The sequence below is a fragment of the Cytobacillus sp. Hz8 genome (assembly GCF_042263505.1).
Classification (GTDB): Bacteria; Bacillota; Bacilli; order Bacillales; family Cytobacillaceae; genus Bacillus_BE.
Genome location: NZ_JBHKFI010000028.1, coordinates 1 through 24945 on the forward strand (window position 1 = coordinate 1; position 24945 = coordinate 24945).

A 24945-nucleotide genomic window follows, 5' to 3' on the forward strand; every position below is an offset into this window, starting at 1 on the left:
GCTTCGCCTGACTAGGACCTTAATCCCTCGTCGGACCTTTACGGACAGTTGATCTCCCACTTATCTTCTTCGTATTCTCAGAATCTTGAAGTGGGAGTCAAAATGTCCGTTAAGAGTGGGATAAATATTTTTATAGGTATGTTGCTTTTTCGTTAAACAACGTTGACAAACGTATTTTTCTATCGCTATAATTCGTAGATAGAGTATAAAAGTGTAAAAATGGTGAAGGGTCAATTATGTTATAGTCCATCTGAGTGCTTAGCACATAAGAGAGGGATTTCCGAGGCTGAAAGAAATTCTAGATGAAGGATAACAGAAAGCTAATCCGGAGTGCAGTTAAAATCTGCCGTCTAGCCGCGTTAAGGTTAATTGAGAGATGGATAGTATTTTAAGACTTGTTCGTAGAGGTTACTTTTACGATGAAGTCGTATCCATAATCAGGGTGGTACCGCGAGTTAGCTCTCGTCCCTGTTTTTTGGGGATGAGGGCTTTTTATATTGTCAAAAAGATTTGAAATAAATAGGAGGCTGTGTTTTGCATGAAAAAATTAACTGGATCTGAGATCCGTCGAATGTTTTTGGATTTCTTTAAAGAGAAAGGACATGCCATTGAACCAAGTGCTTCACTAGTTCCTCATGATGATCCTTCCTTACTTTGGATTAATAGTGGTGTGGCAACGCTAAAGAAATACTTTGATGGGCGTGTTATTCCAGAAAATCCTCGGATTACGAACGCACAAAAATCAATTCGTACCAATGATATCGAAAATGTTGGGAAAACCGCGCGTCATCATACATTCTTCGAGATGTTAGGAAACTTTTCCATTGGAAATTATTTTAAAGAAGAAGCTGTAGAGTGGGCTTGGGAATTTTTGACGGATCCAAAATGGATTGGTTTTGATCCCGAGTTGCTTTCCGTTACGATTCATCCAGAGGATGAAGAAGCGTTTGCCTTATGGCATAAAAAAATAGGGATTCCTGAAGCGCGAATTATTCGTTTAGAAGGGAACTTCTGGGATATTGGTGAAGGGCCATCCGGACCAAATACAGAGATTTTTTATGATCGGGGACCTGAATATGGAAATGACGAAAATGACCCGGAATTATACCCTGGTGGTGAAAATGACCGCTATCTTGAAGTATGGAATTTAGTGTTCTCAGAATTTAATCATAATCCTGATGGAACCTACACACCACTTCCTAAGAAGAATATTGATACGGGAATGGGATTAGAACGGATGGCTTCTGTATGTCAGAACGTTCCAACAAACTTTGATACGGATTTATTTATGCCGATTATTCGGGCAACAGAGGAAATTTCGGGTGTGAAATATGGTTCAAGTGATGAATTGGATGTTGCCTTTAAAGTCATTGCAGACCATATTAGAACCGTTTCCTTTGCTGTTGGAGATGGAGCTCTTCCTTCAAACGAAGGGCGTGGTTATGTTTTACGCCGTTTGCTTCGTCGTGCTGTTCGCTATGCCAAACAAATTCAAATCAATCGTCCATTTATGTATGAGCTTGTCCCTGTGGTTGGGGAGATCATGGCTGATTTCTATCCAGAAGTAAAAGGAAACGGAGAATTTATCCAAAAGGTAATTAAGAATGAAGAAGAACGTTTCCATGAAACTTTACATGAAGGATTAGCCATTCTTGCTTCCATGATTAAGAACGAGAAGGAAAAAGGCGGCAAGGTCTTATCAGGAGCTGATATTTTCCGTTTATATGATACCTATGGTTTCCCTGTTGAATTAACAGAGGAGTATGCTGAAGAAGAAGGGATGGGTATTGATCACCAAGGTTTCGAGCAGGAAATGGAACTTCAGCGTGAGCGTGCGCGTGCAGCGAGACAAGAAGTGGACTCTATGCAAGTTCAAAGCGGCGTGCTTGGTGAAATCAAAATCGAAAGTCAATTTGTTGGCTATGAAAAGCTAGTAACTGATTCAACTGTTACCGTGCTGCTTGAGAATGGTCAAATTGTTCAAGAGGCAGAAGCGGGAGATGAAATTCAATTCATTCTTGATGTAACGCCATTCTATGCTGAAAGTGGCGGCCAAATTGCTGATTCTGGGGTATTAGAGGCAGATGGCATCTTAATTGAAGTGAAGGATGTACAAAAAGCTCCAAACGGTCAGCATTTACATCGTGCAATCGTTCGAAAAGGTAAGCTCTTAACAAATGCTAAAGTTACGGCAAAAATTGATGACCATAACCGCAGTCAAATTATCAAAAATCATACCGCAACCCACTTATTACAACAAGCATTAAAGGATGTGCTTGGCGTGCATGTTAACCAAGCTGGTTCATTGGTGGAAGCAGAACGCCTTCGCTTTGACTTCTCTCATTTTGGCCAAATAACACAAGAGGAATTAGAGAGAATTGAAACGATTGTCAATGAACAAATTTGGCGCAGCCTGGATGTGTTTATCACGTTAAAGGATATTAATGAAGCAAAAGCGATGGGAGCCATGGCTCTGTTTGGTGAAAAATATGGAGATATTGTTCGCGTCGTTCAAGTAGGAAATTATAGCCTTGAGCTCTGTGGGGGTTGCCATGTACCAAATACATCAGTCATTGGGTTATTTAAAATTATATCAGAAAGTGGGATTGGGGCCGGAACAAGAAGAATAGAAGCTGTTACCGGAGAATCCGCTTATAAATTAATGAATGACCAAATTGGATTATTAAAAGAAACCGCTGGCAAATTAAAAACAAATCCAAAGGATATTGTGACAAGAATTGAAAATTTACTAGCTGAAATGAAAGAACTTCAACGTGAAAATGAATCATTAACGACGAAATTGGGCAATATTGAAGCTGGAAGTCTCGTAAATAAGGCGAAAGAAGTCAATGGGGTAACCGTATTATCTGCAAAAGTTCAAGCAACAGATATGAATAATTTAAGAAATATGGCTGATGAATTAAAGCAGCAATTAGGCTCAGTTGTTATTGTCCTAGGAAGTGCACACGAAGGCAAAGTGAATTTAATCGCAGGTGTAACGAAGGATTTAATCGAAAAAGGATTCCATGCTGGCAAACTTATTAAAGAAGTGGCAACTCGCTGTGGTGGTGGCGGTGGCGGACGTCCAGATATGGCTCAAGCGGGTGGAAAGGACGCCCAAAAATTAGATAGCGCTCTTCAATTTGTTGAAGAATGGGTTAAATCCATTTGATATTGGGAAAAAGTAGTGTAAAATGAAGGTATTACAAGCAGGCTATTATTCGACATCATTCTTCATTCGATGAATATGTGGAGTGATTGTCGGGTTCAATAAAGCGGGGTGCATAAAATGAGCTCATTTGATAAAACGATGAGATTTAATTTTCCTGAAGAGCCAATTGAGCATGATGTGAATGAAGTGCTTTTTCAAGTTTATGAGGCTCTGCAGGAAAAAGGGTATAATCCTATTAATCAAATAGTTGGTTACCTCCTATCAGGTGATCCAGCTTATATCCCTCGTCATCGCGATGCCCGTAATATTATTCGTAAGCTTGAACGAGATGAAATCATTGAAGAGCTTGTGAAATCCTATTTGAAAAAACAACGTGAGGAAAAGATGAATGCGGATAATGGGTCTTGATGTCGGCTCGAAAACAGTCGGTATTGCTCTAAGTGATGAGCTTGGTTGGACAGCCCAAGGCTTGGAAACCATAAAGATTAATGAAGAAGAAAATCAATATGGTTTTGAGCAAATTGGGGAACTGTTGAAGGAGTATCAAGTAACAAAAGTAGTCGTTGGTTTGCCCAAAAATATGAATGGAACGATTGGTCCAAGAGGGGAAGCAAGCAAGTTCTATGCGAGTGAACTAGAAAGACTATTCGGCTTACCAACTGTCCTTTGGGATGAACGATTAACAACAATGGCAGCTGAACGTGTCCTTTTAGAAGCAGATGTCAGCCGTAAAAAAAGAAAAAAAGTAATTGATAAAATGGCAGCGGTGCTTATCTTGCAGGGCTATTTAGACAGTATCAAGTAAGTCTTAAAGAGGACATGCCCCTTTGGGCTAAGGAATTTTTGAAAAAAGCATAATGAGGTGACTAGAATGAATCACGGAGAAAATAATATTACAGTAGTAGATGAAGAAGGAAACGAGCAATTATGCGAAGTTCTATTCACATTTGACTCAGAAGAGTTTGGCAAATCCTACGTTTTGTATTATCCAATTGGAGCAGATGAGGACGATGAAGAGGATATTGAGATTCATGCATCTGCATTTATTCCAAGCGAAGATAATAATGATGGTGAATTAATGCCAATCGAGACAGAAGAAGAATGGGATCTAATTGAAGAAATGCTTAATACATTTTTAGAAGAGCAGGATGAAGATTAAGAAATTCATCATGAAGAAGGCTGGCCATAATTGGTCAGTCTTTTTTTATTACTGTTTTCAAATAGATTTCATTCTATAATAGTGCTTCTGATTCGGATTCGACTGCTATGGAATTCGCTCAAACAGTCCCAATGAGCCTCCAAATAATTAACTCCAATAAGCAGAAGGTTTTTAAAAAGAACCATCCATTTTATTATTAGCCCCTTTGACTTTTTTTGTATTTTCTTGCGACGTAAACAGAAAAATATAGTATAATGATTCGAGAAATATGGAGAATCGTGTATCGCATTGGAGATCGGAGGGGAAATATTTGTCGTTAGAAAACAAAAATGAAAAAAAAGAATATATCCGGCAAAAGCTGCTTGAAAAACAAGGGGAAGCAAGAGTAGTGAGGAAAATTGTTTCTATTGTCGCTCTTTCACTTTTTGTGCTTATAGTAGCTGTGGTTATTGGAGGATATTTTTATATTCATTCGGCATTAAAGCCGCTAGACCGAGATAATAAGAAGGAAATATCCGTTGAGGTTCCAATTGGATCGAGTACATCAGGAATTGCCCAAATCCTAGAGGATAAAGGAATTATTAAAAATGCTCATGTTTTTAAATATTATGTAAAATTTAGAAATGAATCAGGATTTATGGCGGGAGAATATAAATTAAAGCCTTCCATGACTCTTCCACAAATTATTGATCGTTTGAAGACGGGAAAATTAATGGAAAAGGTTGTATTCAAGATTACGATTCCTGAAGGTAAGCAGCTGGAGCAAATTGCTGATATTATTGCAGAGAAAACCAATCGAAATCCCGATGATATTTTTAAGCAATTAAATGATAAAAAATATATAAAATCATTGATGGATAAATATCCTAATCTCTTAACAAATGAAATTTTAGATAAAAATATTAAATATCCACTAGAGGGTTATTTATTTCCGGCGACCTATCCATTCTATAAAAAGAATCCAACCTTAGATGAAATTGTCACTTATATGCTTGATAAAACAAATGAGGTATTAAGTGAACAAAGGGAAGCGATGGAAGCAAAGAAGCTTACCCCTCATCAAGTGTTAACAATGGCTTCCTTAATTGAGGAAGAGGCGACGGAGAAGGTAGATCGTAATCAAATCTCGAGTGTTTTTTATAACCGCATGAAGAAAAATATGCCTCTGCAAACGGATCCAACAGTCCTTTATGCACAAGGTAGACATAAAGAAAGAGTAGTCTATAAAGATTTAGAAATTGCGGATCCTTATAATACTTATAATAATAAAGGATTAACGCCGGGACCGATTGCGAACGCTGGGGTTATGTCTATCGAGGCTGCGATTAATCCTGCAAAAACGGATTATTTATATTTCTTAGCTACTGCAGATGGAGATGTCCTTTTTTCAAAATCATTGGAAGAGCATAATGAAAAAAAGGCAGAGCATATAACAAAAAATGATCCATCATGAAGAAATTGGGGAAAGCAGGATTAGCTTTCCTCATATTTTTATGGTAAAATAGAAAAAGTGTTTAAATGGATTTAGTGATAGCGTAAAACACAGTTTTGGCGGGCTAGTTGAATGTTTTAGCCTTTCTCGTGCATAAATGAGCTTTTTATGTACTAACACCCTGTGAACGCTATTTTTTCATGTCTAAAAAATTAATCCAAATTTCATTTATCACTAAGTTTATCGACTAAAATTCAATGATTAATTAGTATGTAAGGATAGAGGTGAGGCAGCTTGTTCAATGAAAAGCTGCATAATTATATGGAACAATTGATTCCAGAAAGATCAGAGCTTTTAGGTCGAATGGAACAATATGCAGAGGTTCATCATGTTCCTATCATGGAATTAACCGGTATCGAAGTCATGCTTCAATTGCTTAGAATCCATCAACCAAAGAAGATTTTGGAGGTAGGAACGGCAATTGGATATTCTGCTATCCGAATGGTTGAGGCTGTTCCTAAAACAACCGTTGTGACCATTGAAAGAGATCGGGAACGTTATGAAGTTGCGGAGCAGTTTTTTACGGAAGCCGATGTTACGTCACAGATTGTTTTGATTAAAGGTGATGCTTTAGAGGTGGTGGAGGAGATACAAGAGTATGGACCATATGATTGTATTTTTATTGACGCTGCCAAGGGACAGTACAAGAAATTCTTTGAATTCTATTCTCCTTTTTTAACTGAACAGGGAATAATCATGACGGATAATGTATTATTTAAAGGATTAGTAGCAGAAAGTACGATTGAAAATAAAAGAACGAGAAACTTAGTGAAAAAAATACAGAGTTTTAATCTTTGGCTGATGGATCATCCTGAGTATGTAACTGTGATTTTGCCAGTCGGAGATGGAATTGCAATTAGTAAGAAGAGGTGAACATAATGGGAAAACCTGAAATTTTGGTCACTCCAACATCCGTAGCTGATATTGCTCCACTTATTGATGCTGGGGCGGACGCTTTTGTTATTGGAGAACAAAGATATGGATTGCGTTTAGCAGGTGAATTTTCACGTACGGATGTTAAGGAAGCAATTGAAATTGCTCATTCAAAAGGGAAAAAAGTATATGTGGAAATGAATGCCATTTTTCATAATGAAATGGTGGAACATTTGGCGGATTACATTCGCTTCCTTCAGGATGCAAACGCAGATGCGATTATTTTTGGTGATCCTGCCGTCTTAATGGTTGCCCGTGAAACGGCACCAAATATGAAGCTCCACTGGAGTACAGAGACTACAGGTACGAATTGGTATACATGTAATTATTGGGGAAGAAAAGGGTCCAAACGTGCCGTATTAGCACGAGAAATTAGTATGGACGCCTGCATTGAAATGAAAGAGCATGCAGAAGTGGAAATGGAAGTTCAAATCCATGGGATGACAACGATGTTTCAATCAAAGCGTTCACTTCTTGGTAATTATTTTGAATATCAAGGGAAAGTCATGGAAATCGGGAATCGAAAATTAGAAAAGGATATGTTCCTTTATGATAAAGAGCGCGGAAATAAATATCCGATTTTTGAAGATATCAATGGAACACATATTATGAGTCCAAATGATATTTGTATGATTGATGAGCTGCTGGAATTGGTTGAGGCAGGAATCGATTCCTTCAAGATTGATGGATTATTAAAAACACCCGATTATATGATTGCGGTGACGAAGCTATACCGTAAAGCGATTGATCTATGTGTTGAAAATCCTGATCAATATGAGGATGAAAAGGACGAGCTTTTAGAAAAAATTGAAGAAATTCAACCAGAAAATCGCCCGCTCGATACAGGGTTTTTCTTTAAGGAAACGGTGTATTAAACTTGTGTTAAATGGATAAAACTTAAGGAGGTAAAAAGATGACTACGTTAGCTAGAGAGCCGATTTCACAAGTAGTTGATGGCAAACGCATCATTGTGAAAAAGCCTGAGTTGCTTGCACCTGCAGGAAACTTAGAAAAGTTGAAAATTGCGGTTCATTATGGTGCTGATGCAGTTTTTATCGGAGGCCAGGAATACGGTCTTCGATCTAACGCGGATAATTTTACATTTGAAGAAATGAAAGAGGGCGTAGAATTCGCCAAAGAGTACGGTGCTAAGATTTATGTGACAACTAATATTTATGCTCATAATGAAAATATTGATGGGCTTGAGGAATATATTTTAGGATTAAAGCAAGCAGGAATTCATGGGGTCATCGTAGCGGACCCATTAATTATTGAAACCTGCAAACGCCTTGCCCCGGAAATCGAAGTGCATTTAAGTACACAACAATCTTTATCCAACTGGAAGGCTGTGCAGTTTTGGAAGGAAGAGGGCTTAGAACGCGTTGTTTTGGCCCGTGAAACAAGCGCAGATGAAATTCGCGAGATGAAAGAAAAGGTCGATATTGAAATTGAAACCTTCATTCATGGTGCGATGTGTATTGCTTATTCTGGACGTTGTACGTTAAGTAATCATATGACAGCTCGTGATTCGAATCGCGGAGGCTGCTGCCAAAGCTGCCGTTGGGATTATGATTTATACCAGTTAGAAGGCAATCAGGAAAATCCTCTTTTCAGTGAAAATGATGAGCCATTTGCCATGAGTCCGAAAGATTTAAAATTGATTGAGTCCATCCCCCGTATGATTGAAATAGGAATTGACAGCTTGAAAATTGAAGGAAGAATGAAATCAATTCACTATATTGCAACCGTTGTGAGTGTTTATCGCAAAGTCATCGATGCTTATTGTGCAGACCCTGATCATTTTGTTATTAAACAAGAATGGTTAGATGAGCTAGATAAATGTGCGAATCGCGATACAGCACCTTCATTTTTTGAAGGTGTTCCAGGGTATAAAGAGCAAATGTTTGGCAATCATAGCAAAAAGACTACTTTTGATTTTGCCGGTCTTGTTTTGGACTACAATCTCGAAACCAAAATGGTTACTTTGCAACAAAGAAACCATTTTAAACCAGGTCAGGAAGTGGAATTCTTTGGTCCAGAAATCGAGAACTTCGCTGCCGTTATTGATAAAATCTGGGATGAAGACGGAAATGAACTCGATGCAGCGCGTCATCCAATGCAAATCGTTCAATTTAAATTGGAAAAACCGGTTTACCCTAACAACATGATGCGGAAGGAGCTATAATTGAATCATGAAACCTAAGCCGATTGTTATTGGAGTAGCCGGGGGTTCCGGTTCAGGGAAGACAAGTGTAACTAAGGCCATTTATGAACGCTTTCATGGTCACTCCATTTTAATGCTTGAGCAAGATTATTATTATAAGGATCAATCTCATCTGCCTTTTGAAGAAAGATTGAAAACCAACTATGATCATCCACTTGCTTTTGATACAGATCTTTTAATTGATCATTTAAAGAGGCTGTTAAATTATGAAAAGATCCAAAAGCCGGTCTATGATTATTCCATTCACACTCGTTCAGATAAAGTTATTGAAGTGGAGCCAAAGGATGTCATTATCTTAGAAGGGATATTGGTGCTTGAGGATGAAGGTTTACGCAATCTCATGGATATTAAATTATTTGTTGATACGGATGCGGATCTTCGTATCATTCGTCGATTGACTCGTGACATTAAGGAAAGAGGCAGATCCATGGATTCAGTTATCGAACAATATGTAAATGTAGTTCGTCCGATGCATAATCAATTTATCGAGCCTACCAAGAGATACGCCGATATTATCATTCCTGAAGGTGGACATAACCATGTTGCAATTGATTTAATGGTAACGAAGATACAAACAATCCTTGAACAAAAATCATTTTTATGAAACAATAGCATAGAAAATATAAAAAGATTAAAATATGCGCGTCTATTTAGACGCGCTCCTCTGCATTTATTCATTTTGAATGCCATTACATAATTTAGAGACACAATCATGGAAAAGTAGGTTGTGAGTTAGGAGTGAAGACAATTGTCACAAGAGAAAGAATTTCCAATGACATTAGCTGGTAAGGAAAAATTAGAGCAAGAATTTGAATATCTTAAAACCGTTAAAAGAAAAGAAGTAGTGGAACGGATAAAGATTGCTCGTAGTTTTGGGGACTTATCAGAGAACTCAGAGTATGATTCTGCAAAAGAAGAACAAGCCTTTGTTGAAGGTCGAATTACAACAATTGAAAATATGATTCGTAATGCCAAAATCATTCATGAAGATGCAAGCGGTGACACAGTATCACTTGGACGATCCGTAACATTTATTGAACTTCCTGGCGGAGAGGAAGAAACCTATACAATCGTAGGTAGCGCAGAGGCTGATCCGTTTGAGGGAAAAATCTCTAATGATTCACCAATCGCTAAGAGCTTAATGGGTAAAAGAGTTGGCGACGAAGTGGTAGTCCAAACACCTGGTGGAGAAATGAACGTCAAAATTATTTCTGTAAAATAAATTTGATGATTGTACAAAAATAATTACCGTTTGATTTAACTTAATAGTTTGAAAATAATATTCCTCGTCAACACTTTTGACGAGGTGTTTTTTTATGTGGAGGAAAAGAGCGGTTATTATTGGTGGAATATTTATCACAATGATTGGCCTTTTGATTGGCAGATTGATTGAAGTGCAATTGATTTCTACTGAGAGCTTTACCAGTCATGATGTTAACCTATTGGAGGAAAGTGTTAAACAGCGATCACAAGAGATGGTTATTGATAATGGAAGGGGGGAAATTATTGATCGTTCGGGTGAACCATTAACATCAAAAAATGTACCTGTGTTAATCCTATTTCCATTTTTGAAAAATATGGATTGGGATCGTACGAAGGTTGCAAATATTATCGGGATAACCGAAAATAAGTTAAGTGCAGCAGTTAATCAAGCGAAAGAACCGTTTGCTTATGGAAAACCGCAACCGCTTAGATTAACAGATGCTCAAATGAAAGAAATTAATGATCTCAAGATTCCAGGAGTGTTTGCTGTTGAGAAAAAATATAATGCTTCAGGCTCACTCGCAGAACAACTAATAGGGATTACAGGAGAAAATGCCACTCTTTTGAAGAAACGTTATCCTGATAAACAATTGTCTTCGCAAACTTTAGTAGGTCTTTCGGGACTTGAAAAAAGCTTTGACGAGTTTCTTTTGCCAGAAGGAGAATCAAAGCTTGTTTATCATGTCGATGCAAAAGGAGGGCCATTATTTGGCATCAATGTGAAATACGTCGAGCCGGCAAATCCCTTCTATCCGGTGAATGTGAAAACTACCATTAATCATCATTTACAACAATCGATGGAAAAATTAGTAGATGAACAAGGTATTAAAAATGGGGGATTAGTTCTTTTAGATATTAAAACAAATAGTGTTCTTGCAATAGTATCACGTCCAAGTATAAATCAAAAGGATCCTTTTAATGAAAAAACAAGCGGGATCAAAAATATGATGCTCACGCAACAGATAATGGGTTCAGTTTTTAAAACGGTTGTCGCAGCCGCGGCAATCGATCATCAATTAGATGATTCCAGTCGAATGTTTGATTGTAATAAAAAAATAAATGGAGAACCAGATCTCGTCTATCATCATGGCATGCTAAATTTCAGTGATAGTTTTGGGGTGAGTTGTAATAATACATTTGGTACTCTTGCGAAGGAGCTAAAAGACATTAATCCGGATTTGTTGAGCCAGTATGCAGAAAAGCTTTCTTTAACGGGGACGGTAGGATGGGAAGATACCATTTATCATTTGGATCATTTTCAACAATTTCAGGATGAAGAAGCGGGAAGGGTCTTTTTGAATGAAGAGGAAAAAAAGGATGATAATTATGTGGCTTTATCAGGAATTGGCCAGCATGAAGTAAGGGCAACGCCGCTTGCAGTTGCAAACATGATGTCGACCATTGCTAAAGGGGGAAAGAAAGAAAGCGTTCGAGTCGCTTCTGCAATCCAATATAAAAATGGTTCGACATTACTTGATTTTGATAAGGAAGCGCTTGATGGTGATAGGATTTCTCCTGTTACCGCGATGAAGCTGCAAAAGCTCCTAAGAGGTGTTGTGACTAATCAGAATGGAACAGGGAGATGGTTCCAGGAACTTCCATATGAGGTTGCTGGAAAATCAGGGACGGCAGAAACAGATCATTATATAAAGGGAAAACAACTTCATAACAAATGGTTTGCTGGATACTTTCCCTATAAAAATCCAAAGTATGCTTTAGTGACGGTAAATTTAGGTGTTTATGAAGATGAAGGGGCTGTCAATCCATTGTTTGCAAGTGCAGTCAAGGAAATATATGATGAAGATCATCCATCAAAACAATAATCCTTTTTCCACTTGATTCTTAACCGTGATTTGATATACTATTTTTCATTGATGTTTTTTAACATATTGATTCATGTTCATGAAAAGTCGTGATAGAATATGGTTTGATAGAAGATATGATAAAATCCGTCGCTGACTCATGAAAGGGAGGGAGTACCTTTGAATGATGAATTTCGCTCATCACGTTCTGAACAAAGGTCCAAGAGAAGAAAAACAAATTTGATTTTAAATGGTTTAATTGCCATTGTTCTCATACTGATCATTGTGATCTCCTATAACATTTTTTTAGGAGGTAATTCGAAAAATGAAAGTCAAAAGGAAAATAAAGTAGAACAAAAGCAAGATGTGAATAAGGAACAAAAGGAAGAAAAGAATGATTCAGTAGAAACCTCATCAAATAGTGAAGAAACCACGTCAGATGTTCCTTCTGATATTGAAAATAACGATTCAAAGCAAACAGGAAATTCTGCAAACGGAACCGAGGAAAATTCAGAAAAAACGACCGTTAACCCCGATTGGCAGCCTGTTGGCACAACACAAACGGGAGAGCACACAGCAGTCTATGATACGAATTCACAAGACTGGAAGGAAATGCTGAAGGCCCTCTCTTATGCAACAAATGTCGATGAAGGCAGTATGACTGTATTGTTTTTAGGAAATAATGGACCAAATAAATCGGTTGGTACGGTATTAGATAAGACACAGCAAAAAAAATATAAAGTTTATATTGAATGGGTTGATGGCGCTGGCTGGAAACCTACCAAGGTAGAATCTGTTAACTAAATTTGAATCTTTTTCACAATCCATAGGGATCGAATTATAACCTTCGTGCTAGATAAATGCAATCTAGTACGAAGGTTTTTTGTTTATCCCACTCTTAACGGACATTTTGACTCCCACTTCAAGATTCTGAGAATACGAAGAAGATAAGTGGGAGATCAACTGTCCGTAAAGGTCCGACGAGGGATTAAGGTCCTAGTCAGGCGAAGCCACAGGACGTGGTGTTATGAGCGTGATAAGTGAAATAAGATTTTTCTTTGGGCTTCAGCCCTTAGAAAAATCAATCAGGCTTTGCGTGACTAACCATCAGTGGGGGATGAACGGCAGACTAAAAGCGCGACGTCCTGTCGCAACGTCTGCACTAGCACGTCCTGTGCGTCGAAAACCCCCACTGATGGAAGTTTCACTTTATTTTTTTGCTTTAAAATGAACAACTGCGCTATAAAGAGTTCTTCCCTTCTCGTCAACATGCATTTGATGAGAAACTGAATGGACTCCTAGGAGGATGGCTTTATTTATTTCAATCTGATCATTAATCTTTTTTTCTAAGGATTTAAGATCAAGTGCTTCAAAAAGTTCAATTTTATCCTCAATCATCTCTAATTGGAAATTCAACGGACTCTCTCCTTTTATTATCATATTTATTTATTTTAATTCTTTTCTGTTTGATTCAGCAACTAACTTTCTAATAAAAACATAGTATAATGGTGGAAAAAGTTAGGAATGGGGAGAAGAAATGAATAAGGGTCTTGATGGAAGGAAAATCGTGATTGCAGGATCGCGCAAAACGGAAGAAATGAGCATTTTGATTGAAAAGCAGGGTGGAGTTCCCGTTCTTCGTCCACTACAGGGAACGGTTTTCTTAGCAGAACAGGAATTGGAATCGGATATCCACCATTTTATTAACTTTGGGGCAGATTGGACGATTTTTACAACAGGAATCGGTTTAACTACTTTGATTGATATGAGTGAAAAAATGGGTGTTGGCGAGGAATTTTTAGCGTGTATTCATCAAGCTAATGTAGCTTCAAGGGGATATAAAACATTTGCGGCATTAAAAAAAATCGGCCTTACTCCAAGTATAGTAGATGATGACGGGACTAATCGGGGCCTAATCCGAAAGCTAGAATCGGTTGATTTTCATCGCAAAAAAGTAATGGTTCAGTTACATGGAGAAAAGGCGCCAGCATTGATTTCTTTTTTAGAGAAAAGGGGTGCCGAAGTGATGCAGCTTCTGCCATATCGCCACATTCCCCCGCAAAGAGATACCGTTCAGAAGTTATGCACAGAGTTGAAACAGAATGAAATTGACGCTATCTGTTTTACGACAGCGATTCAAGTCCGTTCATTATTTTCATTTGCAAAGGAAACAGGTCAATATGAGGAATTGATGGAGGCTTTTAAAAGCCAAGCCTTAGCTGTTGCAGTCGGAAAAGTAACGGCGGAAGCTTTAAGTGAGGAAGGAATTGAGGAATATCTAGTCCCCCAAAATGAAAGAATGGGTGCAATGATTATCGAACTGTCTCATCATTACCAGTCTGAAAGAAGACCATTTCAACATGAATAAAATCTGAAAATGCGTGAACTGTAAATTTCTTTTATTGAAAAAAATTTACGGCTATGTTAAAGTAAAAACGTCTTTTATTTTAATTCGTAGTATACTTATAGGAATTATAAAGTATAATCATCGGAGAGTGTCATACATGGGAAAAGAGTTTATTGAGTTATTCGAGAATTGGGCGGATTCTTATGATGAAAGTGTTACGGGGCAAGACCCAGAATATAAGGATGTTTTTTTGCATTATGAAAGAATCTTAGACGAGGTGGCCTCTCGATCATTAGGTCATGTCCTAGAGTTTGGAACTGGTACAGGTAATCTGACAGCAAAGCTGATGGGAAGAGGTTTAAAGGTGACAGGAGTGGAGCCTTCACCAGCAATGAGAAAGATTGCCGCGGAGAAATTAAAACATAAAGCAGATATTATTGACGGGGATTTCCTGAAATTTCCGATCTATCCCTACAATACAATAGTGAGCACCTATGCTTTTCATCATTTAACCGATGAAGAAAAGGCTGAAGCCTTTCACACCTATGGTCAATTTTTAGCACCAGGTGGTAAAATAGTTTTCGCGGATACAATGTATGAATCTGAAGAAGCCTATAAAGAGGCGATTCAAGATGCATTGAATAAAGGCTTTCTTAATCTCGCTGAAGATTTGCAACGGGAATATTACACAACGATTCCTATATTAGAAAAAATCGCGACGAGCAAGGGTTTCTCTGTTACATTCAATCAATGCAATAATTTTGTTTGGATTATGGAATGTGTAAAGGAAAGCTAATTTCGTAAATAATTGAAAGAAAGAGGTAAAGGAATGAAAATCGCAATCATTGGTGCAATGGAGGAAGAAGTAACCTTACTTCGGGACAAAATAGAAAATAAGACACAAGAAACGATAGCAGGCTGTGAATTTACCAGGGGGTCCATGAATGGAATGGCTGTGATCTTATTGCGTTCAGGTATTGGAAAAGTGAATGCGGCCATGTCCACTACCATTCTTTTAGAAAAATTCAAACCGGATATCGTAGTCAATACAGGTTCTGCCGGAGGTTATAATTCCAACTTAAATGTGGGCGATATTGTCGTTTCTTCTGAGGTTCGACACCATGATGTCGATGTTACGATTTTTGGATATGAATATGGTCAAGTTCCTCAACTTCCTCCGGCATTTACAGCTGATGCAAAGCTCGTCGACATAGCTTTGGAATGTGCAAAAGAAATCGAGGATATTAAAGTGGCTAAAGGATTAATTGCAACGGGGGATTCCTTTATGAATGATCCTGCACGCGTTGAATTTGTCAGGGGTAAATTTCAAGAGTTGCAGGCTGTGGAAATGGAAGCAGCAGCGATTGCGCAAGTGGCCTATCAATTTGGCACTCCATTTGTGATTATTCGTGCTTTATCAGATATTGCAGGAAAAGAATCGAATGTATCCTTTGATCAGTTTTTAGATAAGGCGGCTCTGCATTCTGCGACGCTTGTGATGAAAATTGTAGATGCGATAAAAATCAATAAGCAATAAGTCTTCATGAATTACTTTTAATTATAGTGAGGCACAAGTTTTTAAGAAATATATTGATGGGTGGTACATCAAATTATGCAAGTATATAAAAATGTGCATGAATTAATCGGTCAAACACCGATTGTGGAAATAACCCACTTCTCATTGCCTGAAAAGGTTAAAGTGTTTGCCAAATTAGAATTTCTGAATCCTGGTGGGAGTGTAAAGGACCGACTGGGGATAGAATTATTAGATGCTGCTTTCCAGTCTGGGGAATTAAAGCCGAGTGGAACAGTGATTGAACCTACTGCCGGGAATACGGGAATTGGTCTTGCATTAGCAGCTATTCATCGACATGTAAAGGTTATTCTCTGTGTTCCAGAAAAATTTAGTACAGAAAAGCAGGCCTTAATGAAGGCACTTGGTGCGGAGATCGTCCATACGCCAACTGAGGAAGGTATGACAGGTGCGATAAGTAAGGCAAAGGAATTGGTTAAGCAAATTCCTAACTCCTTTTGTCCACAGCAATTTTCCAATAAAGCAAACCCGGCAACGTATTATAAAACTTTAGCACCGGAAATTTGGCGTCAACTGGATGGACAAATTGATGTTTTTGTCGCAGGAGCTGGGTCAGGTGGAACATTTATGGGAAGCGCTCGTTACCTGAAAGAGAAAAAAGAGGAAATTAAAACCGTAATTGTTGAACCGGTAGGCTCCATTTTAAACGGGGGAGAATCGGGCCCTCATAAAACAGAAGGAATTGGCATGGAATTCTTACCTGAATTTATGGATCCAACCTATTTTGATGCAATCCATACGGTCTCAGATGATGACGCTTTTCGTCTAGTAAAAGAATTGGCAGCAAAAGAAGGATTATTAGTCGGTAGTTCTTCGGGAGCCGCCTTTTATGCGGCTTTAAAAGAAGCAGAAACAGCGAAGCCAGGAACAAATATTGTCGTGATTTTTCCAGATGGCAGCGAGAGATACTTAAGTAAGAAAATATTTGAAGGAGGGATTTAAGATGAAAACGAAAACAAAATTAATTCATGGTGGAATACCTGGAGATCCACTTACTGGGGCTGTTTCGGTCCCTGTCTATCAGGTTAGTACGTATAAGCAAGAAGGAATTGGGGGCCATAAAGGCTTTGAATATTCACGAACCGGGAATCCAACAAGACATGCTCTAGAAGAATTGATGAAGGATTTAGAAGGCGGTAAGGCAGGTTTTGCCTTTAGTTCTGGGATGGCTGCGATAACGGCTGTTATTATGCTGTTCAATAGCGGAGATCATGTCCTTTTAACAGATGATGTTTATGGTGGTACATTCCGTGTCATGACAAAGGTTTTAAGTCGATTTGGCCTTGAATTTACCTTTGTGGATACGAGTAATTTAGATAATATTGAAAAAGAAATAAAGCCAAATACGAAAGCGATTTACATTGAAACTCCAACAAACCCATTATTAAAAATTACGGATATTAAAGAGGTGGCTAAGCTTGCGAAAAGCCATCAGCTATTAACCATAGTTGATAATACGTTTTCTACTCCATACTGGCAGCACCCGCTTGAATTAGGCACTGATATTGTTCTTCACAGTGCTACTAAGTATTTAGGGGGACACAGTGATGTTGTAGCTGGTGTTGTCGTTGTGAATAGCGAGCAACTAGCTAGTGACCTTCATTTCGTGCAAAATTCAACTGGCGGCGTGCTTGGTCCTCAGGATTCATGGCTTTTAATCAGAGGGATTAAAACACTAGGCGTACGAATGGAAGAACATGAAGCAAACACAAAAGCGATTGTAAACTTCTTAAATAATCATCCTGCTGTTAAAAAGGTCTATTATCCTGGACTTGAAACACATCCAAATCATGATATCGCGAAAAAACAAACTTCTGGTTTTGGCGGTATGGTGTCCTTTGATGTGGGAAGTGAGGAAAACGCTGATAAATTATTAAATCATGTTAAATATTTTACTTTAGCAGAAAGTCTTGGGGCAGTGGAAAGCTTAATTTCTGTGCCAGCCAAAATGACCCATGCCTCCATTCCGAAAGATCGACGCGAAGAACTTGGGATTACAGATGGACTTGTTCGAATTTCTGTTGGTCTAGAAGATGTAGATGATTTAATTGAAGATTTGAAGAATGCATTGACGAAATAATGATTGACCGATGAGCCGTATTCCTTCAGTTTTTAAAGGAAGCCGGCTCTTTCCATTTTTGCTAGGAATTACCCCCTCCGTAAGATCTTAAAACATGTTAAATTAAAGGCAGGTTGATAGATTTAAAGAGGAGGATAAAGTGGATGAATAAGCGTGCAAAAAAGCTTTATGAAAATATGATTGATTTTAAGCGATTTGCTGTCATATTCCTAGCCTTAGGTTCCTTCTTTTACTTAGGAGTAGTGCTTCCCTCTAATAAAACAGAGGGAGAACAATATATTATGATGGCTACATCTGCTGTTTTATTGCTTGGCTCCATCCTTCTTTTTTACTTTTCAAAGAGGTCCCGACTCAAGCTCCAAGAATTGGAGGAAGAGCAAGAATAAATAATGAAGAAATAACGTTCGCATGTAGGACGTTATTTTTTTGTACGTAAAGAAAGCATAAATTGGCAGCAAAGAAGAAACTCGGGCGCCGTGGCCAATTTTAGGAATTTAGTATAAGCGCACATGGGAGGCTTCCGAGAGACGCTTCGCAGCCGAAAAAAGCGCTTTTCTTTTTTCGGTGAACTACGCCTCTGTCTTCGCCCTTAGGGGCTCGCCAATCGGCGAGTTTTCTTTATCTATAAAATTTAGAAAATAGGCAAAAAAAGGTTTACATTTAAAAGAATTGTGGATATAATTACCAATGTAGTCACTGAATTCTCAAAAAAGGAGGTCGAATAAAATGTTAAGAATTAAAAGAATGTTAAAGGATCAGGGAGTCTATACCGTTTTTAATTATTTAAATGGCAAGACAACTTTATATTTTAATTCCACATATTCGACCGCTAGGGAATGGATGGCTTAGTTTTATTTATTTTGCATATCCAGGCCGCAGGGTGAATATGTCCTGCGGTCTTTTTGTGTCCTTTTTGCCGCATGGAATTTCCCTTGCGGCTTTTTGTGTCTCTTACAGCGGATATGCAGCAAACAAATACTAAGAGGAGGTGATTATGGATGACATTAAATATCTTATTTTTTACGATTACTATAAAGAAGCGCTCAATATCAGCAGAAGATGTATTTAAAAATGAAAATGCTGAAAGATTATACCAAGAGCATAAGGATCGTCAATACTCGATTCAAAGGTATTATTAATAATCAGGCTAATATGAGATAAGAAAGGTGGAATGAAAATGATGTATATGATTCAACGTCGGTTCGCATTTTTTTGGGTGGAGAAAGATACCACCTAACTTATTTCTGAAAAAAAGGGGAAGTCTACATGTATTTGAGTGTATTGATATTAACGGATATTTTACGAAAAAAGAAAAAGGTCAATCAAAAATAAATTAACAAAATGTTCACACCCCTTTCTAATGTAATCCTTATATATATGGTAAATTCATAATATAAATGGGGAGTTTTCAGGAGGGGTGGAAAAAATGTTTGCAATGGTGATTGGATTATTAATCTGTGGTTCTATCGGTTGTATTATTGCTGCAGAAGTGAGTGTTGAGTAGAGAAAACTCACAAATTAAGAATTTTATTTTTTACTTCAAAAGCAATTCAAAATATGTGAATAAAGCCAGGTGTCTAGGGTATCCATAAACCATTTCGTTCGAGAATTTATCTATTGATTCTCAGGTTTATTATCCCCTGACACCTTTTTTTTCAAGAATAAATGGATAGGAGCGGAAAAATGGAATGGATCAAAAGCTCTCTCGAATACGTATCAATCGAATTAGAAATTCTTAATTCGCAACCAGCCTTTAATCTTCTTTCCGACAATAAGACTCAGTTAACAGCAGATGATCTTCGAAAGGAATTTCAATCACACCCCTTTGAAAAAGAACGGTATTTAATTCAATTGAATGGGGAATATGCTGGAATCGTGGATTTTGTAATGGAAAATCCTAAAGATCATATGCCTTGGTTGGGACTTTTCATTTTTCATCAAAAATATGAGGGAAAGGGCCTTGCTAGCCAAGCATATAAAATTTATGAAGGTATGATGATTGAAAGAGGGGTTTCAATCATAAGGCTTGGGTGTTTTCAAGATAACAAGAAAGGTCTTCATTTTTGGGAAAAACATCATTTTAAAAAAATCAAACTAGTTGAATTTAATGAAAAGCCATTATGGATTTTAGAGAAGCATGTATAGAATAAATATTTGGCAAATTTTACTAATATTTATTAAGAAATAATATTAATAGGACAGACAATAGCATCCCATTTTTTTCATAGGTATTAGGTATAAGTGAAAGTCCTTTAAACGGGGGTGGGAAAATGTCTGGAATTTTAACAGCGCTGAGCTATTTAGTTAAGGAAATTGTATTCCTCGTTTCATATGTAAAAAATAATGCTTTTCCTCAACCACTATCCGCTTCAGATGAAAGAAAATATTTGCGCTTGATGGCAGAGGGTGATGCCCATGCACGCAATATGCTGATTGAACACAATTTACGGCTTGTTGCGCATATTGTTAAAAAATTTGAAAATACGGGAGAAGAGGCGGAGGATCTAATTTCAATTGGCACAATTGGTCTAATTAAAGCCATTGAAAGCTTTTCTGAGGGGAAAGGCACAAAGCTAGCAACATATGCTGCGAGGTGCATAGAAAACGAGATCCTCATGCATTTGCGGGCCTTAAAGAAAACAAAAAAAGATGTATCCCTTCATGATCCCATCGGTCAAGATAAGGAAGGAAACGAAATCTCTTTAATCGATGTATTAAAATCGGAATCCGAGGATGTCATCGATACGATCCAGTTAAATATGGAATTGGAAAAAGTGAAAGAATATATAGATGTTTTAGATGAAAGGGAGAAGGAAGTCATTGTTGGCCGTTTTGGACTTGATTTAAATAAGGAAAAAACACAGCGGGAAATTGCAAAAGAGTTGGGGATTTCCAGAAGTTATGTTTCCAGAATTGAAAAAAGAGCCTTAATGAAAATGTTCCATGAATTTTATCGTGCGGAGAAGGAAAAGCGAAAAAACAATTAAGAGCAGCCAACATGCTTTGGCTGCTTTTTAAAATGAACCTTTTGGAAGTCCATGATTTTGTAGAACTTGGAATATCCAAAAGAGGGATGATGAAACTATTTATTTTCATTAAAAAAAGGAAGCTGTTAACTAGAGACAGCTTCCTTTCTTTATTATATTTTTTTTAGTGTAAAAGTGCTAACCATTAAGAAAGAAAGAATGATTATAATAAAAAGAAAGGTTTGCGGTGGAAAATAAGGAATTCCCAGGTAGCTTATCGTGGCTAGACAACCAGCTGCAGTGATTGGAAGTCCTGTATAATAGCGTGTTTGCTCTGTAATATTAAAGCGAGCTAAGCGAAAGGCACCGCAACCGATGTAGAAAATTGTAAAAAAGATTCCAGGAGCACCAAATTCATTTAAAATTCCTTGATAAACTAATAGTGCAGGAGCAACTCCGAATGATATAATATCACTCATGGAATCTAATTGTTTGCCTAAATCCGAGGTGATATTGAATTTTCTTGCTGCCATTCCATCAAAGCGATCTGCTAAGGCAGCAACAAAAATAAGGAGTAAGCTTAATTGCAAGTTTCCATTCATTCCAACGATGATAGAAATACCGCCTAGTCCAAGGTTTGCTAATGTTAGGATATTAGCTGTTTGTGTTTTAAGCTTTTTGATGGTTTGATCAAATACATCGAATAAAAACAATATCTTCACTCCTTTATTATTCGGAGAGATACATATGTATATCACACTTTTGTAAATATAGAAGAAAAACCCTTTGCTTACTTATTTTATCATATTTATTTCAAATGATTTTATGACAGTCAGACAGTAGTATATTTTTTAGGTGGAGGTCCATTTCATTGATTCAACTTTTATATCGCCTTCTCATTGAATTAACGAATAGAAAATGGTCATCGCATGTATTAAGGAGCTTTGCTACATCCAAAATGAGTAAGATCTTAATTCCTTCATTTTCACGGATATATCAAATTAATCTTAAAGAGATGGAAAAACCATTAGATGAATATGTGTCATTACATGATTTTTTCACCCGTAAATTAAAGGATGGTATGCGACCGATTAATCTTGACCCTTTAACAGTGGTAAGTCCTGTGGATGGCATCATTGAGGAAGTAGGTGTCATTTCCAAAGAGCATACTATCACGGTAAAAGGAAAACAATATTCGATTTCGGAGATGGTTGGAAATGATGAAGTCTTAAAGAATTTGAGTCAAGGGGTCTATATGATTCTTTATTTAAGTCCCAGTCATTATCATCGGATTCACAGTCCAATCTCTGGAAATATCGTGAATCAATGGACGATTGGAGAAAAATCATACCCTGTGAATCAGTGGGGGTTGAAATATGGCAAAAGCCCTTTATCGAAAAATTATCGGGTCATAACAGAAATTGATCATCCAGCTGGAAAAGTGCTGCTGGTCAAGGTGGGTGCCATGTTTGTAAATTCTATTGAATTGGTTCATGTGGGAGAACATTTAAATAAAGGTGAAGAGGTGGCCTTTTTTTCATTTGGCTCGACCGTTATTCTTCTGTTTGAGAAAAATCTCTTTTATCCTACTTGTCAAATAACTCCGCAAAATATAAGAGTTGGGGAGGCAATTGGCAGGATTGCTCATAAAAAAAGAAAGCCTTATAAAAAGGCTTAAGAGGAAACTTTTAATTTGTGAGACAAGGAACGTCGGTGAATTTCTGTTTCAATAAGGCGAATAAAATCGGGACTTAAATTTAATTCTCTTGCCTTAAAGTAAGATTCGATTAATAATTCGTCAGATAACCTGCGCATGAGAATTCACCTCCATATTTTAATAACAGTTCTACAAGAGTAGAGGAATACATATAATGTAAATTTCTTGTTGTTCTCCTACTTTAACAAATATAAAGTTTTAGAACAACCGTTCTGTTATCCACAGAAGAAAGTGGATAAGCTGTGAGTAAGTTGTTTATAATTAAAGGAAATAGAGTAAGGGCGGTAGGGATAATGTGAATAAAGTTATCCACAATTAAAACTTAAGAAGAACTTTGTCGAAAAGTTTTCAGAATATTTATGTGTGAAAAGGAATTTTTGTCCGAAATGAGTAAAATTCAAGATATTTTGTCTTTTTTCTTGCAAGAAATATCGGGAAACAATTCCCCTACTGTTTGAAAGAGGATAAAATATTCGTTATGATGGATAGCGATAAATAAAACTTGCCTTTTTATCAATTCGAAAAAAGGGTGATAAGCGAACAACAAGGAATTTTAACGAGGTGTGATGAATTGTTAAAGCAATTTTTACCAAACCAGCATGTCAAAAGTATTTTTGATATTAAGCCTGAAGAACTGAAAAGAAAAGGGATTAGAGGAATTATTACTGATTTAGATAATACATTAGTTGAATGGGATCGCCCGACTGCTACCCCTAAATTAGTTCAATGGTTTGAAGAGATGAAACAGCACCAAATTTTGATTACGATTGTGTCAAATAATAATAAAGAACGTGTACAAACCTTTTCTGAGCCTCTAGGGATTTCCTCTATTTTTCAAGCGCGAAAGCCTTTAGGTCTCGCTTTTCATAGAGCGATAAAACAAATGGGTATAAAGAAAGAAGAAACGGTTGTGATTGGAGATCAATTATTAACGGATGTCTTAGGAGGGAATAGGAGCGGCTTCCATACCATTTTAGTTGTTCCTGTTGCCCAAACCGATGGATTTGCAACAAGAATAAATCGAAAAATTGAGCGGATTATTTTAAATTGGTTTCGCAAGAAAGGAATGCTTCAATGGGAGGAATAAACGAAGTGAATGAACAACTTACATGTATTGGCTGTGGAGTAACGATTCAAACAGAGGATCCTGAAAAAATCGGCTATGCTCCAAAGTCTTCCCTTCAAAAGGAAACAATTATTTGCCAAAGATGTTTTCGATTAAGGCATTATAATGAAGTCCAAGATGTTGATTTAACCGATGATGATTTCTTAAAAATATTAAATGAAATCGGTTCTAGAGACGCGCTGATTGTGAAGATTGTTGATATCTTTGATTTCAATGGTAGCTGGCTTCCTGGACTCCATCGTTTTGTCGGCCATAATAAGGTTCTATTAGTGGGAAATAAGGTTGATTTATTGCCAAAATCAGTTAAATCGCATAAAGTAATTAATTGGATGAAGCAGGAAGCGAAAAAGCTTGGCTTAATTCCTGAAGATGTTTTTCTAGTAAGTGCAGAAAAGGGTCATTTTATTAGCGATGTGGCACAGGCGATCGAAGATTATCGCGAAGGTAAAGATGTTTTTGTTGTGGGTTGTACGAATGTTGGAAAATCCACATTTATAAATCGTATTTTAAAAGAAGTAACAGGGGAAGGGGATGTAATAACTACCTCTCATTTTCCAGGGACGACATTAGATATTATTGAGATCCCGTTATCTGACGGCAAAGTATTAGTGGATACACCCGGAATCATAAACCACCATCAAATGGCTCATTTTGTCGATAATCGCGATTTAAAAGTCATTACACCAAAAAAAGAGATTAAGCCCAAAGTGTTCCAATTAAATGAGCAGCAAACATTATTTTTCGGAGGCTTAGCGAGATTTGATTACATTTCGGGAGGAAGAACTTCGTTTACCTGTTATTTCTCAAATGAAATCAGCATCCACCGAACCAAAACGGAAAATGCTTCAGAGCTCTATCGTAAACATGTGGGTGAAATGCTGACGCCTCCGCGTGAAAGTCAGCTGGAGAGCTTTCCAGAATTGGTCAAGCATGATTTTACAATTAAGGAAGCAAAAACGGATATTGTTTTTTCAGGCCTTGGTTGGATTACTTGTAATCAACCGGGAGCCAACGTTTCTGTTTATGTGCCTAAAGGTGTTAATGCGATGATTCGTAAATCTTTAATTTAA

28 protein-coding genes are annotated in these 24945 nt (G+C 37.4%); 25 read left to right on the top strand and 3 right to left on the bottom strand.

The genetic code is table 11. The features are described from left to right. Window positions 1-538 precede the first annotated feature (538 nt). From alaS to ACE38V_RS21775, 12 genes are all read left to right on the top strand, one after another. Window positions 539-3172: an alanine--tRNA ligase gene (gene alaS / locus ACE38V_RS21720; RefSeq protein ID WP_375844667.1), complete on the top strand. Its 2634-nt coding sequence runs from the start codon at window positions 539-541 to the stop codon at window positions 3170-3172. Between the two features lie 117 nt (window positions 3173-3289). Next, the gene (locus tag ACE38V_RS21725) at window positions 3290-3580 is read left to right on the top strand and encodes an IreB family regulatory phosphoprotein (protein ID WP_075982400.1); all 291 of its coding nucleotides are present in this window, start codon (window positions 3290-3292) and stop codon (window positions 3578-3580) included. Continuing rightward, a complete protein-coding gene (ruvX, locus tag ACE38V_RS21730; RefSeq protein ID WP_375844670.1) occupies window positions 3561-3977 on the top strand; it encodes a Holliday junction resolvase RuvX in 417 nt (138 codons plus the stop codon). Before ACE38V_RS21725 ends, ruvX begins: the two co-directional genes overlap by 20 nt. Window positions 3978-4043: 66 nt before the next feature. Continuing rightward, window positions 4044-4331 carry a DUF1292 domain-containing protein gene (locus ACE38V_RS21735; RefSeq protein WP_375844672.1) on the top strand — a complete coding sequence of 96 codons (288 nt, stop codon included), beginning with the start codon at window positions 4044-4046 and terminating at the stop codon, window positions 4329-4331. Between the two features lie 310 nt (window positions 4332-4641). Continuing rightward, complete coding sequence (gene mltG / locus ACE38V_RS21740) at window positions 4642-5784, top strand: endolytic transglycosylase MltG (protein ID WP_375844673.1); 1143 nt, start codon at window positions 4642-4644, stop codon at window positions 5782-5784. 273 nt (window positions 5785-6057) lie between these two features. Next, entirely contained in the window at window positions 6058-6696 is a 639-nt protein-coding gene (locus ACE38V_RS21745; protein ID WP_375844675.1) for an O-methyltransferase, read from the top strand. A 5-nt stretch (window positions 6697-6701) separates the two neighbouring features. Then, complete coding sequence (locus ACE38V_RS21750) at window positions 6702-7631, top strand: peptidase U32 family protein (protein WP_375844677.1); 930 nt, start codon at window positions 6702-6704, stop codon at window positions 7629-7631. Window positions 7632-7669: 38 nt separating this feature from the next. Beyond that, complete coding sequence (locus ACE38V_RS21755) at window positions 7670-8941, top strand: peptidase U32 family protein (protein WP_375844679.1); 1272 nt, start codon at window positions 7670-7672, stop codon at window positions 8939-8941. Window positions 8942-8948: 7 nt separating this feature from the next. Then, on the top strand, window positions 8949-9584 hold the full coding sequence (udk, locus tag ACE38V_RS21760) for a uridine kinase (RefSeq protein ID WP_375844681.1): 636 nt from the start codon (window positions 8949-8951) through the stop codon (window positions 9582-9584). Between the two features lie 144 nt (window positions 9585-9728). Then, window positions 9729-10202 carry a transcription elongation factor GreA gene (gene greA, locus ACE38V_RS21765; RefSeq protein ID WP_375844683.1) on the top strand — a complete coding sequence of 158 codons (474 nt, stop codon included), beginning with the start codon at window positions 9729-9731 and terminating at the stop codon, window positions 10200-10202. A gap of 94 nt (window positions 10203-10296) precedes the next feature. Next, window positions 10297-12066, top strand: coding sequence for a peptidoglycan D,D-transpeptidase FtsI family protein (locus ACE38V_RS21770; protein ID WP_375844684.1), 1770 nt, complete (start codon window positions 10297-10299; stop codon window positions 12064-12066). A gap of 159 nt (window positions 12067-12225) precedes the next feature. Further along, entirely contained in the window at window positions 12226-12849 is a 624-nt protein-coding gene (locus ACE38V_RS21775; RefSeq protein WP_375844685.1) for a YrrS family protein, read from the top strand. A gap of 405 nt (window positions 12850-13254) precedes the next feature. Here ACE38V_RS21775 and ACE38V_RS21780 read toward each other — a convergent pair whose 3' ends face one another. Continuing rightward, on the bottom strand, window positions 13255-13485 hold the full coding sequence (locus tag ACE38V_RS21780) for a YrzA family protein (RefSeq protein ID WP_375844686.1): 231 nt from the start codon (window positions 13483-13485) through the stop codon (window positions 13255-13257). Between the two features lie 97 nt (window positions 13486-13582). Between ACE38V_RS21780 and ACE38V_RS21785 the strand changes: the two genes are divergently transcribed. The 10 genes from ACE38V_RS21785 (at window position 13583) to sigK (ending at window position 21053) form a co-directional block, all read left to right on the top strand. Further along, complete coding sequence (locus ACE38V_RS21785; protein WP_375844687.1) at window positions 13583-14413, top strand: uroporphyrinogen-III synthase; 831 nt, start codon at window positions 13583-13585, stop codon at window positions 14411-14413. Between the two features lie 136 nt (window positions 14414-14549). Beyond that, the gene (locus ACE38V_RS21790) at window positions 14550-15188 is read left to right on the top strand and encodes a class I SAM-dependent methyltransferase (protein WP_375844689.1); all 639 of its coding nucleotides are present in this window, start codon (window positions 14550-14552) and stop codon (window positions 15186-15188) included. 33 nt (window positions 15189-15221) lie between these two features. After that, window positions 15222-15929 (top strand): 5'-methylthioadenosine/S-adenosylhomocysteine nucleosidase, encoded by a 708-nt coding sequence (mtnN, locus tag ACE38V_RS21795; RefSeq protein ID WP_375844691.1) that lies wholly within the window; start codon window positions 15222-15224, stop codon window positions 15927-15929. 75 nt (window positions 15930-16004) lie between these two features. Next, complete coding sequence (cysK, locus tag ACE38V_RS21800) at window positions 16005-16928, top strand: cysteine synthase A (RefSeq protein WP_375844693.1); 924 nt, start codon at window positions 16005-16007, stop codon at window positions 16926-16928. Between the two features lies 1 nt (window position 16929). Continuing rightward, the gene (locus ACE38V_RS21805) at window positions 16930-18066 is read left to right on the top strand and encodes a bifunctional cystathionine gamma-lyase/homocysteine desulfhydrase (protein WP_375844694.1); all 1137 of its coding nucleotides are present in this window, start codon (window positions 16930-16932) and stop codon (window positions 18064-18066) included. Window positions 18067-18209: 143 nt separating this feature from the next. Next, on the top strand, window positions 18210-18452 hold the full coding sequence (locus ACE38V_RS21810; RefSeq protein WP_375844696.1) for a YrhC family protein: 243 nt from the start codon (window positions 18210-18212) through the stop codon (window positions 18450-18452). 340 nt (window positions 18453-18792) lie between these two features. Then, complete coding sequence (locus tag ACE38V_RS21815; RefSeq protein ID WP_375844698.1) at window positions 18793-18915, top strand: hypothetical protein; 123 nt, start codon at window positions 18793-18795, stop codon at window positions 18913-18915. Between the two features lie 149 nt (window positions 18916-19064). After that, window positions 19065-19205, top strand: a complete 141-nt coding sequence (locus ACE38V_RS21820; protein ID WP_375844700.1) for a YrzI family small protein — start codon at window positions 19065-19067, stop codon at window positions 19203-19205. Window positions 19206-19749: 544 nt separating this feature from the next. After that, the gene (locus ACE38V_RS21825) at window positions 19750-20211 is read left to right on the top strand and encodes a GNAT family N-acetyltransferase (RefSeq protein WP_375844701.1); all 462 of its coding nucleotides are present in this window, start codon (window positions 19750-19752) and stop codon (window positions 20209-20211) included. Between the two features lie 125 nt (window positions 20212-20336). Next, window positions 20337-21053, top strand: a complete 717-nt coding sequence (gene sigK / locus ACE38V_RS21830; RefSeq protein ID WP_375844703.1) for an RNA polymerase sporulation sigma factor SigK — start codon at window positions 20337-20339, stop codon at window positions 21051-21053. A gap of 152 nt (window positions 21054-21205) precedes the next feature. Here sigK and pssA read toward each other — a convergent pair whose 3' ends face one another. Continuing rightward, a complete protein-coding gene (gene pssA, locus ACE38V_RS21835; protein ID WP_375844705.1) occupies window positions 21206-21745 on the bottom strand; it encodes a CDP-diacylglycerol--serine O-phosphatidyltransferase in 540 nt (179 codons plus the stop codon). Between the two features lie 158 nt (window positions 21746-21903). Between pssA and ACE38V_RS21840 the strand changes: the two genes are divergently transcribed. Further along, the gene (locus ACE38V_RS21840) at window positions 21904-22710 is read left to right on the top strand and encodes a phosphatidylserine decarboxylase (protein ID WP_375844707.1); all 807 of its coding nucleotides are present in this window, start codon (window positions 21904-21906) and stop codon (window positions 22708-22710) included. On the opposite strand, the gene ACE38V_RS21845 is transcribed toward ACE38V_RS21840, so the two are convergent. Then, a complete protein-coding gene (locus ACE38V_RS21845) occupies window positions 22707-22847 on the bottom strand; it encodes a sporulation histidine kinase inhibitor Sda (protein ID WP_375844708.1) in 141 nt (46 codons plus the stop codon). The two genes, ACE38V_RS21840 and ACE38V_RS21845, sit on opposite strands and share 4 nt — an antisense overlap. A 473-nt stretch (window positions 22848-23320) precedes the next feature. Here ACE38V_RS21845 and ACE38V_RS21850 point away from each other — a divergent pair, with 473 nt between their 5' ends. Further along, the gene (locus ACE38V_RS21850; RefSeq protein WP_375844709.1) at window positions 23321-23836 is read left to right on the top strand and encodes a YqeG family HAD IIIA-type phosphatase; all 516 of its coding nucleotides are present in this window, start codon (window positions 23321-23323) and stop codon (window positions 23834-23836) included. 5 nt (window positions 23837-23841) lie between these two features. Then, window positions 23842-24945 (top strand): ribosome biogenesis GTPase YqeH, encoded by a 1104-nt coding sequence (gene yqeH, locus ACE38V_RS21855; protein WP_375844710.1) that lies wholly within the window; start codon window positions 23842-23844, stop codon window positions 24943-24945.